The organism is Pseudomonas sp. GW821-FHT03A09 (genome assembly GCF_059421065.1).
This window is the reverse complement of the sequence record NZ_JBWKUX010000006.1, coordinates 64348-81998: the sequence shown is the minus strand read 5'-3', so window position 1 is coordinate 81998 and position 17651 is coordinate 64348. Positions and strand designations below refer to the sequence as shown.

The window sequence follows — 17651 nt, the reverse complement described above, 5'->3', positions numbered from 1 at the left end:
CCCCGATGAAAAAGTTTTTCAGCCTGCTCGCCACCTTGTTGGTACTGGCCTTGGCGATCTGGATTGGCCGCACGTTGTGGGTGCATTACATGGAAACCCCGTGGACCCGCGACGGGCGTGTGCGCGCCGACATCATCAACGTCGCCGCCGACGTGACCGGGGAAGTGGTCGACGTGCCGGTGCGTGACAACCAGTTGGTTAAAAAAGGCGACCTGCTGATGCAGATCGACCCTGAGCACTACCGCATCGCGGTCAAGCAGGCGCAATCGCTGGTGGCTTCACGCAAAGCCACCTGGGAGATGCGCAAGGTCAACGCGCATCGCCGGGCTGACCTGGATGCGCTGGTGATCTCCAAGGAAAACCGTGACGACGCCAGCAACATCGCTGACTCGGCGTTGGCGGATTACCAACACGCGCTGGCGCAATTGGAAGCGGCTGAACTGAATCTGAAACGCACGCAAGTGGTCGCGGCAGTCGACGGTTATGTCACCAACCTCAATGTGCATCGCGGCGACTACGCACGCATCGGCGAAGCCAAGATGGCCGTGGTGGATATGAACTCGTTCTGGGTGTATGGCTTCTTCGAAGAAACCAAGCTGCCCCACGTCAAAGTCGGTGACAAAGCCGATATGCAGTTGATGAGTGGCGAGACGCTCAAGGGCCACGTGGAAAGCATCTCGCGGGGCATCTATGACCGTGACAACCCCGAAAGTCGCGAGTTGATTGCCGATGTGAATCCGACCTTCAACTGGGTGCGTTTGGCCCAGCGGGTGCCGGTGCGGATTCATATTGATGAAGTACCGGAAGGGGTGTTGCTGGCAGCGGGGATTACTTGCACGGTAATCGTCGACCCAACACACCACTAGGAATGTGCAAGCCGCGCTGCCTGTTCATGAGATAGACCTAAGGCCCGAACCGCACCAGCATGCGTTGACCCACCCGCAGTGACTCCGGCGGTGGTTGATCGAAAGCCAATATGCATTCAACTGTGCGCATGTTGGCCCTGACCAATGCATCCTCTTCAAGGGTGCTGTTGCCCAATACCGAGCTGATGCGTACAACGTGGCCCGACAGGGGGGCTGAACCATTGCCGCTGTCATCCGTAATTTCAGCCTTCATGCCAGGGAGTACCGCGCCGGTGAACGATTCATTCAGCTCGGCCCGCACGATACGTGCCTGGTTCGGCAGCAAGACAAAGGCCGGCCCGGACTGTGAAGAGACCGTGGCGCCAGGTTGGATCAGGCGACGGACCACCTCGGCGTCTATCGGCGCCCGCAGACTGCGCTTCGCCAGTTCGTAGCGAGCAGCCGTCAGTTTTCTCGCTGCAACGTCGGCCTCTCCTTTATTTCTTTCAATATCGTCGCGTAACCGTTCGGCGATTTCATGAGCCTCATCGGCACTTTGCCTGTCGCCCGCGCCTGCAGTGGCTGCCGTTGTCAGGCGACTGGCCTTCTGCTCGGCAAACTTAAGCTGTCTTGCGAGTTGTTTGGCTTGAACCTGAACCTGTTGTTGCTCGGTCTGTGCGGCGCTGACGGCCAGTTGCGCCAGTTCGCTGTCCAGGGTGGCGAGCAGTTGGCCCTTTTTGACATGCTCACCTTCACTGACTTTGATCTCGGCAACGACGCCGTCGCGAGTGATGCCGAGCTTGAGCAAACCGCCTTCCACATCAATACGGCCGCGAGCCACCGCGAGGTAAGTCGGGGTTGATGCCGCCGGCTTCGAAGGTGGGTCTTCACGGGAGCAGCCGGTCAGCAGCAAAAGTGCGGTACTTAGAACCAGCCATGGGCGAAGCGAACGCGCGTTCATACGGAGTGTTCCTGGGCTCCGGCCGCAGTGGCCGGTTGGAAGGGGATGGGGTGATCGCTCAAGATGCGGCCGTCTTCTATGGTCAATACCCGGTCGGAGTTGCTGATCAGGCGGGGGTCGTGACTGACACACAGCACCGTGGTCCCACGCGTGCGTGCGATCCTGTGCAAAATGTCGATCACGATTTGGCCGTTAGCGGCATCGAGGGCACTGGTGGGCTCGTCAGCGAATAACAACTGCGGGGCCTTGGCCACGGCGCGGGCAATGGCGACGCGCTGTTTTTCGCCGCCCGATAATTCGGCCGGGCGCAGTTTCATGCGCGGGCCCAGCCCGACGTCTTCCAGGGCTTCGATGGCGCGTTGTCGTATTTGCCTTGCCGGTAGCCCGAGGTAGCTCAACGGCAACTCGACCTGTTGCAGCGCAGTCAAGGCTGGAAACAGGTTGAAGCCTTGGAAGACGAAGCCGGTGTGCTGCAGGCGAAAGTGCTCCAGCGCCCGAGTATCCAGGCTGGCCAGGTCTTGCCCAAGCGCTGTCGCGCTACCCTGGTCCGGTCGCTGCAAGCCGCTGAGAATGGCCAACAGTGTACTTTTACCGCAGCCGGACGGACCTGAGATCAGGGTGAGTTCGCCGGGATGTATCGTCAGGCTAATATCATGCAGCACTGGGGTTACGACTCGACCTGAGGTAAACGATTTGCTGATACCGCTGGCTTGAAGCGTGACGGGTGTGGCTGAAGTCAGGAGGCTCATGGGCGGTCTATCTCAAAAGGCTTGCTGGGTCGGCGTGGCGTAAGGTACGGATGGCCGCCAGGCCCGACACAAGTGCCAGGATCATGCTCAGGAACAGGCAAGCCAGGGCCGCGACGGGCGAGAGTTCCACCGGCACGTTGTAGTGCCCCGCCAGTACGAAGAAGAGGCCGGCCAGGACCGAACTGCCAAGCAGCCCCAGTGCCCCGACCCAGAACGCCTGCTCCATCACCACTTTGCGCAAGGCATTCACGCCGACGCCAAGGGCGTTCAAGGTTGCGTATTCGCGGATTGAACCCACGATGGCGGCGACCAGCGTCTGACTGGTAATCACCGCGCCCACGAGGAAGACAATCGCCGCCAGAAATAGCACGCCGGCGCCGGCACCCGTGTCGAACATCCAATACATCTGCGAGCGCTGGGCGAACTCTTTTGCTGTCCATACGGCGTAGCTGCCGAACGCGGAACCGGTGCCCAGGCGCGTGGCAACCGCATCCGCCTGGGCGGGATCGCGCAGCTTCGCCACCAGGTAGGTAATGCCGTCAGTCGTGGCCGTGGTGTCGAGTTGCCGAGCGCTGGACAGCGACGCCAGCACATTCACCCCGCCCAGCGCACGCAAGCCGCTGGTGACGCCGACCACGCGGACACGATGACCGTTGATGGTCGCGGTATCCCCCAGGTTGACGCCCAGGCTGTCCAGGTCGGCCCGATCAACGATCACCGCACCGGGTTCGTCCAGGCGGGCACGCAGCTCCGGCGACAGTACGCGACCAAACATCATGCCGTGTGGCCCGGCATCGATACCGGAGACAAAGACCGACACGCCACCGGTGTCTCGTGTACCGCGCCAGTCGGCGTCTACCCAGCGGTACGATTCCACCTTGAGTATGTCGGCATCCATGCGCAAGCGCATTTCTACCCCTGGGTCGATCGGCCTTCCGAGGTTGACACTTTGGGTGCCGGGATAGCCGACCCAAAGGTCAGCCGTGGAGCCGGTGATATAGAGGCTGGCACTGCCGAAGATCCCCAGTACCAGGGCGGCCTGGAGCAATTGCAGCAAGCCTGCGAAACCCACCGCAATCATCGCGGGTAGGAAGCGGCGCCACTCATGGATCAGTGTCAGGCGGGCAAGCGCTACCATCAGTCAGCATCCTTCAACGTCGTCGCCGGCAATGGCGCTCCGCCGAGCGCCTTGTAGAGCGCTATATAGGCGATACCTCGTTCAGTACTCGCGCTGTCGGCCTGTTGCATGGCATGCAGCGCTTCCACCCGGGCCGTCGCCAGATCCAGTGTGCTCATCAGCCCCAGGGTAGCCCGCTGTTGCAACGCATCCAGACGGGTTTGCGTCTCGGCATAGACCTGGCGGGACGCTTGTTCGCGTAGACGCATTTGTTCGAGATCACCCATGGCGATCTCGGCTTCTGCGACGCCTTGCAAGACGGCCTGCCGATAAGCCAGGACCGCCGCTTGCATCTGATGGTCCTTGGCTTGCGCCGTCGCGGCACGTTGGCCCCAGTCGAGCAATGGGATATTAATCCCGGGTCCAGCCGAGAAAATGCTGTTGCCGCTGGGTGTGTGCTTGCGATTGCTGGCAATGTTCAGCGACCACTGCAACGAGGCGCCCAAGCTGAGGTGCGGGTACATATCGGCTCGGCTCATCCCCAGTTCCCCGGCGGCCATCAGGACCTCGGCTTCAGCGCTGGCAATTTCCGGACGAGTACGCAAAAGGTCCGCCGGTACACCGTTGAGTTGCCATTGGCCAAGCGTGGGTGGCGGGCCGGGCTGCAGCCAGAGAGCGTCGGGTTCAGGTTTGCCGGACAGTAGTGCCAACTGTTGTGCGTTGCGGTTAATCAGTTGTCGCGGCCCGGTCAGCATCATCTCGGCACGCGCCAGATCAGCCTGCGCGCCAACCACGTCAGAGTGGGGTGCCAGTGCGAGTTGTTCGCGCACCTGCAACAGCCGCAGTTTTTCACGCTGAGTGTCACGGATGGCCGTCAGCGCACGTTCTGCCTGCTGCGCCGAACGCAGTTCAATCCAATGCCGTGTGACCTCCGCGACCAATGAGACCTGGATGCTGCGCAAGTCGGCTTGTACCAATGCTTCGTTGCCCTGGGCCAGGCGATCGGCGCTTTGCTTGGCTCCAAACAATGGAAGCTCCCACTGCGAGTCGAAGCCGATCAGGAAGTACGAAGTGCTGGTGTCAGGGCTTATGGCATCGTGGGTCTTTATCGCCAGCGAGGGTAAATAGGGGGACTGTGAATGTTGGGTCAGGACACGCGTGGCACGCAGGCGCTCGATTGCCGCTGCGACATTCAGATTGTTTTGCAAGGCCCGATCCACCAGGGTATCGAGTTCGGGGTCATTGAATGCACGCCACCACTGAGTCAGGTCAGGTTTGAGCGGCGACAGAGGAGACGACGCGTTACGCCATGCCTCTGGCGTGGGTGGCTTTAACGCCGGTAGAGGAGCTACTGAACAGCCAGTCACTGCTACCAACACCAGTGATAGTGTGCAAAGCGTGCGGCAAGAGCGCGATCTGTTAAAAGGCTTGATAGGGTTCACCCAAGAGAGACCAGGACTGCTTTAGTAGAGCTGTGCGGACTGCGATCAATGATAAACGGGATAGGGGCGAGGTGATTATTTGTAACTTCGAGTGTGCAATCAGGGCGCCACTTTACGCGTGGCCCCCGTTCAGTTCTGTAGCGAAATTGTATTGAAGCGTAATGAATGTCTTGTAGAGGCTTAGGATAGTTGTCTGATTCAAGCCTTGATAAAGGTTTCATGCAGGTGACGCCATAGCAGTACACCGCTGGCCTGTTTTTCGAACACCACCGTGGCCCGCCGATCTGTCTGGGTGCCGCTGTCATCCACCTGATGCTCGCGGTAGGTCACGGTTGCCCCGCGAGCATGCCGGTCAATACCGGCCATCTCGCTCAAGGTGATCTTCAGTCCAGGACGCATGCCGCCCAGACGGGTGAATAGGGCATTGACCCCGGCTGCATTCACGCGGGCTCCGGTGGCCGGGGCGACCATGCTGAACTCCGGGGAGAAGCGCGCGAGCAGGCTTTGCAAGGTGCCTTCAGGCGCGACTCCGGCAAACCATTGCTCGATTTCGACGTGGGTCTGGATCACTTCTTCAAAAAAGTCACTGTAATCAATCATCGGTGAGGCTCGCTGGCAAGGTGAAGCAGTGTGCGTACTCTGGATGCATCCAGGCGCAGCACTGCAAAAAGAGGCAGCAGGGTCATGGCTGCCGCCATCGTGAAGGTAATGGCGAAGGAATCCAAGGCCGACAACATCGCACTCATCGCTGCGGCGCCCAGACAGAAGCTTAACTGTCGATTGATGTTCCACAAGGCGCTGGCGTGGCCCATACGTTCGGCGGGGATATCCAGAAAGGCCAGGGTCTGTGCGGTGCTGCTGCACAAGCTACCGCCCAAGCCCATCAAAAGGTAGGCAGGAATGATCAGGGCTGGCCCATTGAGCAACAGGATGCCGATGCATTGCAGGGCCATGCCCGCCAACAATAACGGCTTCGGGCCGCAGCGGTTGAACAGCTTTTTGCTGAGGTAAATGGCCAGTGCCGAGGCCAGCGCCCACGGCAACATCAGCGCGCCGGTTCGCGTTGCGTCATAGCCCAGGCCGCGCAGATAAAGGATGGCGATCAGGCTGGTGCCAATAAATATGCCGGGGATGCACAGGTACACCAGCATTGCCACGCGCAACATGGGGCTACGGGCCTGCTTGAAAATGCTGACTAGGTCCAGAGGCGGGCGGATGCTCGCAGGTGCGTCCGGTTTTATCCACAGCAACGCCAGCAGTAGGGTGATCAATGCCAGCGGCAGGTTGGCGTAGAAAATCCAGCGCCACGACACACTGTCGACGATCAGCCCGCCCAATGCCGGGGACAGCGCCGGCACCAACAGGGCCACCGACATGACCCGAGCGGTGAGCTGACTACGCTCTGCGGGTGGAAAGTGTCGGTAAGCCAACGCTTGCCCCACCGGGATTAGCAGGCCGCCGCCCCAGCCTTGCAGCAAGCGCCAAGCGATCAGCGCTTCAATGGAGCCTGCCTGGCTCACCATCACCGAGGCCCCGGCGAACAGCAGCAGGCTGGCAGCAATCAAGTTACGTTCTCCCAACAGGGCTGCCAGCCAGACACTGAACGGAATGATCACGGTCAGGCCGAGCATGTAGGCGTTACTGATCCACGCCAGTTGCGTCACCGAGGCGTGCAATTCTTGGGCGATATCCGGGTAGGCGACCGTGGCGACAAACATGTTCACCAGGTCCAGGGCAAAGCCCAGCAAAAAGATCCAGGCGACTTTCGAGCGGTAGGTCATGGACGCGATCCTGCGAGTGAAGCGGGCAGGGTAAGGGTGATGCCATGTTTGGGATACGCCGGTTTGCCTGTTAGTTTGTCAAAAATATTTTGACAAAGGAGTGCCTGGCCCATGGTCAGCCTGGATCGATTCGACACTTTCAAAGCCGTGGTCGAGGCCGGCTCACTCACTGCCGCAGCCGATCTGCTGGGCCAGACCCGCGCGGTGGTCAGCTTCAACCTCAAGCGCCTGGAGGCCGAGCTAGGCGTCACGCTGCTGACCCGCAACACCCGCCAACTGGCGTTGACCGATGCCGGGGAGCGCTTCTACCTGCGTTGCACGAGGATGTTGGACGAAGCGCGATTGGCGGTGGAAGAAGCCCGTTCGGAACATGATCAGCTCAAAGGCACGTTGCGCATCACCACCACCGTGGAATATGCGCTGGCGGTGGTTGCCCCGGCGGTGGAAGCATTCCGCCGCTTGCACCCGGACCTGAATATCCATTTATCCACATCCTCCACCCACGCCGATTTGATTTCAGAGCGCTTTGACGTGGCGATTCGATTGGGGCGCCTGCTGGACTCCAGCCACCGCGCGCTACAGTTGTCGACATTCGAGGTGTTCGCGGTGGCCGCCCCGGCATTTGTCGGCGTCCATACGCTGGATGAGTTGGAGCAGTTGCCCAAGCTGGGCCATGGCCGACTGACCGAGTTGAGCCTGACTGATCCGTCAGGTGGCGAGCATCAATATCGGCCAGGGCATTCTTCACTGGTGGCCGACAGTGCCGCTGTTCTTCAAGCATTTGCCGTACGCGGCCATGGTGTAGCGGTGCTGCCGCAATGGCTGGTGCAGGATGATCTGGACGCCGGAAGGCTGGTGCGGCTGGTGCCGGACCATCGCTTCGCCCCACAGGGGGTTTATGCGATGTATCCGGATACGCGGCATTTGCCGATGAAGGTGCGGGCGTTTATTGATTTTATGAAAAGTTAGAGCGTTTTCGTCAGCCCGAAGCGTTTCATCAAGACTTTCTCCAGCAGCCCTTTGGGCAAGAGTGCGGCCATCAACGGCAACGCCCGGCTGCCATTACCGGAACGCAACAGGCGCGGCGGCTGATTTTGTTGCACTGCGTTGAGTACATCTGCCGCAAACACGTTGGCCGGGGTCGGTTTGTCCTGGGAAGCCTGGCTGCGCGCCCGGATGCCATCCCGCAGTGGCCACCACGGCGATTGTTCATTGATCAACAGTTCAGCCTGGGCGCCGGCGTTTTTGGCAAAGCTTGTGTTGATCGCCCCCGGTTGGACCTCCATCACCCGCACCCCAAACGGCGCCAGTTCCATGCGCAGTGCATCGCTCAAGGCATGGACGGCGGCTTTCGAGGCGCAGTACGCGCCGGCAAACGGCGTGACCAGCACACCCGACACGCTGCCGATATTCACCACCAGACCTTTGCTGCGGCGCAGGGCGGGGAACAGTGCCTGGGTCACGCCGACAATGGAGAACACGTTGGTTTCGAACTGGCGCTGCATCGCGTCGGTGCCGCCGTCGAGCAGCGGGCCCATGGCACCGTAGCCGGCATTGTTGATCAGCACGTCCAGCACGTCCAGCTCATCCACCTGGGTGGCCAGGGTTTGCAGGGCGGCGCTGTCATTCACGTCCAGTAGCACGGCATGGAAGCCGGCGTCGTTGAGGGCGATCACGTCTTCTTCGCGACGGGCGCTGGTCAGCACGTGATAACCGGACGTCTTGAAGGCCTCGGCCAGGGCGCGACCGATGCCGCTGGAGCAACCGGTGATGAGTACGTTAGGCATGGGTCAATCCTTTGTCAGTCCGAGAAACTGCCTTGCAGGTGCTCGGCGCGAAATTCCAGGGTTTGCGGGCGGTAGCCGGGGCGCAGTGATGGTGTGGGCAGGCAGTCTTCCCAGGTTTCACCGGCCTGCAGTTCACCGGGGCCGCGATAGCGTGGAGCGGCGTAGACGTTGTCGGCCAGGTTGACCGTGTCGCCCGGCGCATAGGCTGCCACACGCCAGCGCAGCTCGGTCAAGGGCACGTCATTGGTGTTCTTCAAGGTCAGCTTCAGTGGCCGGTCGGCCTGGCAGTCTTGTGGCGCATAGGTGATGCGCAGTTCCAGGCGTGCCAGCTGTGAGGCTTCACGGTTATCCAGCCACACCACCCAGATCGCCACGAAACCCAGGCCGACCGCAGCGGCCAACGACACTGGCAAGGCTTTGGCCGGGTAGCGCAGCAGCAGGACCAGCCAGGTGATGATGAGCAGGACGCCGAAGAACATGATGACAACCTCATACGCAGATAAAACATCCTACTCGCGGGTTGGGCGTGATGCCTATCGTGGGGATCAGTTTTCGTTTACGAGGGAACCTGATAACTCATTTTTTCCACAGAGTCAGCATAGGGAAATGCGGATTATCCAGGAGGGTACTTACCTCGGTTACTTGAGTGAGACGAACTATGATTGCTTCAGCCCTTATTACACCGGCTGCCATCTCCGCAATTGGGTCAGTGGCCACCTCTCTCCTTACGCCTCAACCTGCGCCAGCGCGTAGCACTGCTGGAGCATCCAATCCAGCGACAGACCGCGACGCCCATGTATCGCCTCGTATGCAAAATCAAAGGCTTACCAACCTGGGACAGACACTGCTGCAAGGGACTTCTGCGCTTTTTCCCACCGCACTCTATAACCAGGGTACGGACACTGAGAAGGCGAAGGGAGCTGGTTATATGGTGGGCGGTGCCGCCGCAGAGGGTATTGGGAAAAGACTTGGCTCGAGTGGCGGTATGTTCAGTAAAGTCCTGGGCGCCGCCATGGTCTATGGGGGCAGGACTGCCCAGGAATATGGCAAGGATAGATTCGACAGCGCGGGTAGCACCACTAACAGTACCGGCAATTACAACGCCTACTCCCCCTCGAACTGGGGAGGCCAGAGCACGTCATAACAGGATGCGGTTCAAATAAAAAAGCCCCCGCCCAACCGGCTGCGGATAGGGGACGCAGTCGGCTGGACGGGGGCTTCTTGTACGACAGTGTTACTGTGCGATGGTTTTCACCGACACACCACGTTCAACCGGCGTCGATCGCCCGTAGATATCTTCAAAGCGCTCGATATCGTCCTCGCCCAAGTAGCTGCCCGACTGCACTTCAATGATCTCCAGCGGAATCTTGCCCGGGTTGCGCAAACGGTGCACCGAGGCAATCGGGATATAAGTGGACTGGTTCTCGCACAGCAGGAACACATTCTCGTCACAGGTGACTTCGGCGGTGCCGCTGACCACGATCCAGTGTTCGGCGCGGTGGTGGTGCATCTGCAGTGACAGGCACGCGCCCGGCTTGACCGAGATGTGCTTGACCTGGAAGCGGCCACCCATGTCCACCGAGTCGTAGGAGCCCCATGGGCGATAGACTTCGCAGTGGTTCTGGGTTTCGCTGCGGCCCTGATCGTTGAGGGTGTTGACCATCTGCTTGACGCCCTGGACCTTGTCCTTGTGGGCAATCATCATCGCGTCCTTGGTTTCCACCACCACGATATTGTCCAGGCCGATCACCGACACCAGCTTGCCGTTGCCGTGGATCATGCAGTTGCGGCTGTCCTGGATCACCACGTCGCCTTTGCTCACGTTGCCGTGCACGTCTTTATCATTGACCGCCCACAGTGAGGCCCAGCAGCCCACGTCGCTCCAACCGGCACTCAGCGGCACCACGCAGGCGCGTTGGGTCTTTTCCATCACGGCGTAGTCGATGGAGTTGTCCGGGCAGCAGGCGAAGGTGGCTTCGTCGAACGTCACGGTGTCAGCATCCTGCGCACTGCGCTCGAGGGTCAATACGCAGGTGTCATAGATGTCCGGGTCGTGCTTTTTCAGCTCTTCGAGGAAGCGGCTGGCGCGGAACAGGAACATGCCGCTGTTCCAGAAGTAACCGCCGCTTTTGACGAATTCCACCGCACGTTTTTCATCGGGCTTTTCCACGAACTGTTGCACGCGGCTCACGCCTTCGGGCAGCAGCGAATCGTTGGCGGACTTGATATAGCCGTAGCCGGTTTCCGGGCGGGTCGCCGGCACGCCAAACAGCACCATCTCGCCACGCTCGGCGGCCACGGTGGCCAGGGCCAGGGCACGTTGCAGAGCTTTTTGGTCGTCGATCACGTGGTCGGCGGGCAGCACCAGCATCAGCTCGTCGCGGCCTTCATTGACCAGCATCATCGCCGTCAGGGCCACGGCTGGTGCGGTGTTGCGGCCGAAGGGTTCCATGAGGATGCGCTGACAGTCTAGGTTACGCGTGTTCAGCTGTTCGTTGACGATAAAACGGTGGTCTTTGTTACAGACCACGATAGGTGAGTCCATGCCTTCGAACACCAGGCGTTCCAGGGTTTGCTGGAACAACGTGTGCTCGCCGGTCAGGGCCAGGAATTGCTTGGGGAACTGTTTGCGCGAAAGCGGCCAAAGACGTGAGCCGCTACCACCGGAAAGGATTACTGGGATCATGGGTGTTTCTCCTTGAATCGATTTGGGTCAGAGCTACGAGGGTTTGTCGTTTCACTCTTGTTTTTGTCTCGGTCCGAATGGACACCTCGGTCCCTGTGAGAGCTGGCTTGCCTGCGATAGCGGTGTTGGATTCACCACCGCCATCGTGGGCAAGCCCGGCTCCCACAGGGGGGATGTGTCAATCCGAAAAAATCATTAGCGGGCCGACACTGGGCGTTTCACCCAGACTGACGAGATGCTCGAACCGGAGCCCGTCACATACAGCACCGCCGCTTCACCACGTTCCAACGCAACCGGCTTCACATCGCCGACTTTCTTGTCTCCGTCATACAACGCCAGGCTCACCTTCACCGGGTTGATTTCACGCTCGCCACGGCCCTTGGCCGCCACCGACTGGACCACATCGGTCTTGCCGTCGGCGGTCTTCAGCGTCAGGGCCTTGTCACTGAGGTTCTGCACGCGCACCAAGGATTTCTGCTTGTTCTTGAACGGCGGTTCTTCGATCAGTTGCGGTTGGCCGCTGCCGCTGTTGACCAGGGTGTAGTAGTGGTCGGCGACAAGTTTGACCGGCACGGTCTGGCTGCCAACCTTGGCGCTGTAGTCGCCGCCCGGCATGAAGCTGAAGTCACTGCTGGCCAGCGGGGCGACGTCGCTCAGGTTGGTGGCGCCGACGGTGGCGCTGACTTCCTGGTTGCTGGCGTTGTAGACGCGCACGAAGCTGGAGCCTTTTGGTGCGGTGGGACCGTAGAGCGCAGCGTCACCGCCGGCGAAAACGGACATCGACACGAAGCTCAGGCCGGCAGCGATAGCCAGGGTCTTGGCGAGACGACGCGGAGTAGTAGTGAAAGTCATGTGAGTTACCTCTCTTTCAGTTTTGCGCCCGGTCGGGCGTCTCGGATTTTTGGTTATTGACTGGGGTGTTCAGTGCCATGTGCTGTTGGCGCGTACCGGCTTGTTTAAGTTGCGCGACCCACTGTGGGTCGGCATCGCCGATTTCGTTGTTCACGGGCAGATAACGTTCGGGAAATTCCCAGATCAGCACCTGGGGCGGGCTGTTCTTGAAGTCGTCGCTTTTCAAGTAGCTGAGCATCGGCTGGATCGGGCCGTGGCCGTCTTCGGCATAGTTGATGACGTCGCTGTGCAAGGCCTGCTTGAGCGCGCCGACGAAGTTCCAGTTGGGGTTGGCGCTGTAGCTGGTGCCGACCAGGGCGACTGGGGTTTCGCTGTCGTTGAACAGGGCGTCGTCGCCTTTGTTTTCGGCCAGGTGGGTGACGCGTTTTTCCAGCGGCTCCTTGGGTGGCATCAGGTTTTCGAACAGTGGGTCCAGGGGCAGGAACAGGCGCAGGTCGCCTGTATGGGGCGCGGTCTTTTCAGCTTCGGTGACAAAGCGCTGTGGCTCGCCGCTCAGGGGAGTCTTGTCGGCAATCACCTTGGCCAGTTGCTTGGCGGCAATTTCCGCACCGTCCGGGGTCCAGTGGGTGTCGGTACGCAGGAACACTTGCTTGCCGCCCAGCTTGCCCTGTTGCAACGGGCCAAGCAGATCCGGCGCGATGATCTTGTCGGCCGCCACGCGGGCGTGGAAGTCCTGGTACAGATTGGCGTGGATGCTCGCCGGTTTCACGTCGCCCAAGTGCTCCGGGTACAGGCGCACCTTGGCCGGAACGATCGCCATCACCAATTGAACGCCCTGGGCCTTGAGCTTCTGACGCACGCCTTCGACCAGCGCGTAGTTGCCTTGCAGGTTCTGGTCTTCGTTGACGATGGGGTTGAACTCCTCGTCGCTGTACAACCAGTGATCGCGGCCAAGCACCACGCCCTTGCGGCCTTCATTGAAGAGCTTGTAGTCCAGCGCCGCCCAGAGGTTGGTGCCCAGGCGCTTGATCGGGAACTCGTCGTCGTAGTGGGTCTCGACGGCCTTGGTCCAGCGGCCGTTGAGCACGGTGGCATCGGCGTTGGTGCTGAAACCGAAGAAGCTGCGCATCGACCACAGGCCCAGCACCAGCAGCATGGCCAGGAACAGGGCGATATAGAGCACGCGGAATGAACGGGTCATGTCGGCTCCCTCAGAATTGGAAGTAAAGGAACGGCGAGAAGCTCTGCGCCGAGAGTTTCAGGATCGACGCCGCGAACAGCAGCAGCACACAGGCGCGCATGGCATAGCCCGGTACGCTGCGAGCCGGGTTCGGCGTGGCTGGATGGTCGCGATAGAAATCGCGCAGGCCGAAGAACGCCAGTGTCGCGTACGCCACCACCAGGGTTGCCACTTGCAGGCTGGTGAGGTTGGCGCGGTTGAGTTCCGACAGCGACCACTCGTTGAAGCTGAACATCGCGCCGTACATACGGCCCGCGACGTGCAGGTTTTCGGCCCGGAAGATCACCCAACCAATCACCACCAGCAAGAAGGTAAAGGCCCAGCGCACCACGTTGAAGCTGCGTGGCGAGGTGTTCAGGCCAATGGCTTTTTCAATCGCCAGCCACATGCCGTGCCACGCGCCCCACACGATGTAGGTGATGTTCGCACCGTGCCACAGGCCACCGAGCAGCATGGTCAGGAACAGGTTGCGGTAAGTGGTCAGCGTGCCTTTGCGGTTGCCGCCCAAGGTGATGTAGAGGTAGTCGCGCAGCCAGGTAGAGAGGCTGATGTGCCAGCGCCGCCAGAACTCGGTGATCGATTGGCTGATGTACGGCTGCTTGAAGTTTTCCATGAAGCGGAAACCCATCATCAAGCCCAGGCCGATGGCCATGTCGCTGTAGCCGGAGAAGTCGAAGTACAACTGCGCGGTGTAGGCCAGCGCGCCGAGCCAGGCATCCCCGGTAGTCGGGTCTTGCAGGGCGAAGCAATGGTCGGCCACCACCGCCAGGGTGTCGGCGATGAAGACCTTCTTGATGAAACCCTGCATGAACCGCGTACAGCCTTCGGAGAACTTGTCGAGGGTGTGGGTGCGGTTGTTGAACTGGTCGGCCAGGTCGCGAAAACGCAACACGGGGCCGGCAATCAAGTGCGGGAAGATCGCCACGAATGCAGCGAAATCGATCAAGTTGCGCGTGGCCGGCGTGTCGCCACGGTACACGTCGATGATGTAGCTGATGGACTCGAAGATGTAGAACGAGATACCGATCGGCAGCAGCACGTGGGTAAGGATGAACGGCTCCAGGCCCGCCGACTTCATCATCACATTGATGCTATCGACACCGAAGTTGGCGTACTTGAAGTAGCCGAGGATGCACAGGTCAACGGCCACGCCGAGCAGCAGCCAGCGCTGGGCCGGCTTGGTGCGCACGCCCGCTGCACCGACCTTGAGGCCGATCCAGTAGTTCCACAGCGTCACGGCGGCGAACAGCGCCAGGAAGTCCACTCGCCACCAGGCGTAGAACACATAGCTGGCAATCAGCAGCAGCAGGTTGCGATAGCGTTGCCCGCTCAAATAGTACAAGCCGAGAAAAATCGGCAAGAACAGAAACAGGAACACATTGGACGAGAAAACCATCCCGATCTCTCCATGTTTAGCCAACATTCAAGGGCCAAAGCCCCCCCAAACCCCCCACGAAAATTCGAGGAGGGCTGTACAACATTCCTACTGTCAAAACTGGCTCTAAATGTGGGAGGGGGCTTGCCCCCGATTGCTGTGCAACAGTCGCCATCTGTGTTGAATGACACACTGCTATCGGGGGCAAGCCCCCTCCCACATTTGAATTCAGTTCAGTCAGTCAGCTATTCAGGAACCTTTGTTGCCTTTTTCATGCGTCGGGTCGTAGACCTTGGTCAGGTCACCCCCCAGGCGGAACGTCTTGAACGGCTGCATCCCGTGCTTGCGCTCCAGCACATCCGGCGCGCAGGTGTAGAGGGTGCAGAAGGGTTCAAGCCAGGCATATTTCATGTCTTCCTTGAGGTCCTTCATGTCTTGTTCCTTGCCGTTCTTCTGTTCGAAGATCGCTGGGTCTTTCACTCCGGCCAGTACCTTATCGCCCAGGCGCTTGAGCGCGCCGTGGTTTTCCTGACGCAGGTCCACACCGTTGACCAGGGCAAAACTGGCGATCATCGACAGTGGCGGCAGGGCGTAGTTGTGGTACGCCAAAGCCCGTTGCTGGCGCTTCAATTCATTCGGCAGGAAGCCTTGGTCGTCGACCTGGTTCACGCCGACCTTGTATTCCTTCACCGCCCAATCAAACAGGTCGCGACGGTTGGTCGCGATGGAGGTCGCCATCACCGACCAGGCGGCCCAGTAGGAATGGTTGTTGGTTTTTTCCAGCGGCAGGTTGTCCCAGTCGCTGACCACTTGATCGGCCAGCTTGTTGAACCACGCCTCGATCAGCTGTGATTCCTGCTGATGGCTGGCCAGCGGATGGGAATCGGAAAACTTCAGGCGTACATAGGCCGAGGCCATGCTGCCCAGCGCCCATTTGCGCATGGACTTGCCGGTGTGGTTGAAGTCCTTGGACATCAAGGCATTTGCCCGAGCCCACGACGCAAGCCAGTTCAGCGTGCACTCCAGTTGTTCAGGGCGACCGTCACGCATGAACTGCATCACGTGTTTGCTGGTGTCTTTCTCCAGCTTGGTGATGTCGGCGGTGCTGTCGCGAAAGGCTTTTTCGGATTGCACGTTCAGGGTGGCGCGGGCCTTGTCCGAGCCTTCGTACTTGCTGCGAAATTGCAGTGAGCCGGTGTACGGCGCTGGCATGGCGTCGCAGTCATTCTTGAAGTCGCCGGTCTTGAGCGCCTCGATCGGGGCGAAGTAGCCCTGGGGTGGACGCAGTGGGGCGGCGGCGTTGACCACGCCTGCAAACATCGCAAGGCCGAGTAACGTGGGGATCAATAACTTCTGCATAGGTAACCTCATTGCCCAAGTTGAGCGGTGCGTTGACCGCCGCTTGGGAATACGTTGCGTGTGCAAATTTTCGCTTCAACCTTCTGCGCGGCCTGGCCTGCTTCGGGGCCTTGGACTTCCACGGCCAGCAAGTTCTGCGAGGCCCAGTCTTCATCGGTGCGCAGTTCAAAGGCGAAACGCCCGTCTGTATCGGATGTCTCGGGTTTCTCGATCTTGATGTCCTCATGGCGGCCGTTCATGTACCAGAGGGTGGCTTGCAGGGTTTTCACCGATGGATCGGCGAAGCGGATATCAACCTGATGGTTGGCATTGCGCAGGTCTTTGTTCGAGCTGTTGACCAGCAGCTCGTTCTTGCCGGGTTTGAGTGTGGTGCTGGCGGACATCTGCGCGGTCTTGCCTTCGCAGCCGTTATCGAGGAGTGCCATCATCTGGCGGTAGATGGTCTCCTGGTCCAGGCGGTACAGCGGCGAGAATTCCCAGATGAGAATTTTCGGCGGCGTCTTCTGGAACTCATCGCTGCCCAGGTACTGGATCATCGAACCTTCCAGACCACCGCCAGGGAAGGCGACGTTGAGGATGTCGGCACCGATTTCCTGCTCCAGGAAGCCCGCGAAGTTGTAGTTCTTGCCGCTGTGGCTGGTGCCCACCAGGGTGATCTGCGGGTTGCCCGAATCGCCGAACAGATCGCCGTCACCCGCTTCGCCCTTGGGCTCGGTGGTGAACTGGTCCATGTACTGGATCGCGTAGCTGGTGCCGCACAGTTGTCCGGCCATGTTGTGCAGGGTGCCAGTCTTGCCCATGCGTCCGGAGCGCTTGGTTTCGAATTCACGCTTTGGAATATCGGCGAACTCAGGCATCGCGCGCACTTTGGCACCGACGATTTTCGCCGTGCGCTGGGCGCCGTACGGGGTCCAGTGCTGATCGCCACGGAAGTAGAAATCGTGGGCCGGCAATTCATCGGGCAACTGCTCATTGGTCAACGGCGACAAGTCCGGCACCACATAGCCCATCTTGGCAAAACGGCCGAGCATGGTCTTGTAGTTGCCCAGTGCCTTGTCGAAATCGAACTTGGCTTTTTCCTCGGGGTTGAGCTTGTTGCGGTTCACCAGGCCACGGGTCGGCTGGTAGACCACCACCAGTTCCACACCCTTGGCCTTGAACGCATCGTGCAGTTGCTGCATGCGTTTGTAGCCGGCGGGGCTGGTGTCGAATTCGGTGCGCAAGTCTTCCTGGGTCCGGAACAGCCAGTCGCCCTGGGCTTGCACCAGGGTGGTGAAGTTCTGCTGGTAGCGCGTGGTGTAGTTCTTCGCGTCGTGGGCGGCCGGGCACAGGCTGCAGCACGGTTCGGCGGTAAAGGACGGGGCCTTCACTTCATCGGCGCGTACGCCCTGGCTGGCCGCCAGCAGGCCGAAGGTCAGACCCGAGAGGCTCAACAGTTTGATCATGTGTGGGTGCAT

General features: G+C 60.1%; 16 protein-coding genes. 2 read left to right on the top strand and 14 right to left on the bottom strand.

Going from position 1 to position 17651, the window contains the following annotated elements; genetic code table 11:
• Positions 1-5: 5 nt before the first annotated feature.
• Entirely contained in the window at positions 6-866 is an 861-nt protein-coding gene (locus AC07V4_RS12965; RefSeq protein ID WP_492636900.1) for an efflux RND transporter periplasmic adaptor subunit, read from the top strand.
• 37 nt (positions 867-903) lie between these two features.
• Here AC07V4_RS12965 and AC07V4_RS12960 read toward each other — a convergent pair whose 3' ends face one another.
• The 6 genes from AC07V4_RS12960 to AC07V4_RS12935 all read right to left on the bottom strand — a co-directional run bounded on the left by AC07V4_RS12960 (position 904) and on the right by AC07V4_RS12935 (position 6895).
• Positions 904-1806: an HlyD family secretion protein gene (locus AC07V4_RS12960; RefSeq protein ID WP_492636901.1), complete on the bottom strand. Its 903-nt coding sequence runs from the start codon at positions 1804-1806 to the stop codon at positions 904-906.
• Positions 1803-2555, bottom strand: a complete 753-nt coding sequence (locus AC07V4_RS12955; RefSeq protein WP_492636902.1) for an ABC transporter ATP-binding protein — start codon at positions 2553-2555, stop codon at positions 1803-1805. The genes AC07V4_RS12960 and AC07V4_RS12955 overlap by 4 nt, the downstream gene beginning before the upstream one ends.
• 7 nt (positions 2556-2562) lie before the next feature.
• Entirely contained in the window at positions 2563-3693 is a 1131-nt protein-coding gene (locus AC07V4_RS12950) for an ABC transporter permease (protein ID WP_492636903.1), read from the bottom strand.
• Positions 3693-5039, bottom strand: coding sequence for a TolC family protein (locus AC07V4_RS12945; protein ID WP_493075394.1), 1347 nt, complete (start codon positions 5037-5039; stop codon positions 3693-3695). Before AC07V4_RS12945 ends, AC07V4_RS12950 begins: the two co-directional genes overlap by 1 nt.
• A gap of 273 nt (positions 5040-5312) precedes the next feature.
• On the bottom strand, positions 5313-5714 hold the full coding sequence (locus AC07V4_RS12940) for a DUF4440 domain-containing protein (RefSeq protein WP_492636905.1): 402 nt from the start codon (positions 5712-5714) through the stop codon (positions 5313-5315).
• Positions 5711-6895, bottom strand: coding sequence for an MFS transporter (locus AC07V4_RS12935; protein ID WP_492636906.1), 1185 nt, complete (start codon positions 6893-6895; stop codon positions 5711-5713). The genes AC07V4_RS12940 and AC07V4_RS12935 overlap by 4 nt, the downstream gene beginning before the upstream one ends.
• Positions 6896-7006: 111 nt before the next feature.
• Between AC07V4_RS12935 and AC07V4_RS12930 the strand changes: the two genes are divergently transcribed.
• Positions 7007-7864, top strand: a complete 858-nt coding sequence (locus AC07V4_RS12930) for a LysR family transcriptional regulator (RefSeq protein ID WP_492636907.1) — start codon at positions 7007-7009, stop codon at positions 7862-7864.
• Here the strand turns inward: AC07V4_RS12930 and AC07V4_RS12925 are convergent.
• From AC07V4_RS12925 to AC07V4_RS12890, 8 genes are all read right to left on the bottom strand, one after another.
• Positions 7861-8682, bottom strand: coding sequence for an SDR family oxidoreductase (locus AC07V4_RS12925; protein ID WP_492636908.1), 822 nt, complete (start codon positions 8680-8682; stop codon positions 7861-7863). The genes AC07V4_RS12930 and AC07V4_RS12925 overlap by 4 nt on opposite strands.
• A 14-nt stretch (positions 8683-8696) precedes the next feature.
• Complete coding sequence (locus AC07V4_RS12920; RefSeq protein ID WP_492636909.1) at positions 8697-9161, bottom strand: multidrug transporter; 465 nt, start codon at positions 9159-9161, stop codon at positions 8697-8699.
• Positions 9162-9916: 755 nt separating this feature from the next.
• Positions 9917-11368 carry a mannose-1-phosphate guanylyltransferase/mannose-6-phosphate isomerase gene (locus AC07V4_RS12915; RefSeq protein ID WP_492636910.1) on the bottom strand — a complete coding sequence of 484 codons (1452 nt, stop codon included), beginning with the start codon at positions 11366-11368 and terminating at the stop codon, positions 9917-9919.
• A 195-nt stretch (positions 11369-11563) separates the two neighbouring features.
• Positions 11564-12220, bottom strand: coding sequence for an alginate O-acetyltransferase AlgF (locus tag AC07V4_RS12910; RefSeq protein WP_492636911.1), 657 nt, complete (start codon positions 12218-12220; stop codon positions 11564-11566).
• A 16-nt stretch (positions 12221-12236) separates the two neighbouring features.
• Positions 12237-13421, bottom strand: a complete 1185-nt coding sequence (locus AC07V4_RS12905) for an alginate O-acetyltransferase (RefSeq protein WP_492636912.1) — start codon at positions 13419-13421, stop codon at positions 12237-12239.
• Positions 13422-13431: 10 nt separating this feature from the next.
• Positions 13432-14856 (bottom strand): MBOAT family O-acyltransferase, encoded by a 1425-nt coding sequence (locus tag AC07V4_RS12900; protein ID WP_492636913.1) that lies wholly within the window; start codon positions 14854-14856, stop codon positions 13432-13434.
• Between the two features lie 228 nt (positions 14857-15084).
• Positions 15085-16194, bottom strand: a complete 1110-nt coding sequence (locus AC07V4_RS12895; protein ID WP_492636914.1) for a mannuronate-specific alginate lyase — start codon at positions 16192-16194, stop codon at positions 15085-15087.
• Positions 16195-16202: 8 nt separating this feature from the next.
• A complete protein-coding gene (locus tag AC07V4_RS12890; protein WP_492636973.1) occupies positions 16203-17651 on the bottom strand; it encodes an alginate O-acetyltransferase in 1449 nt (482 codons plus the stop codon).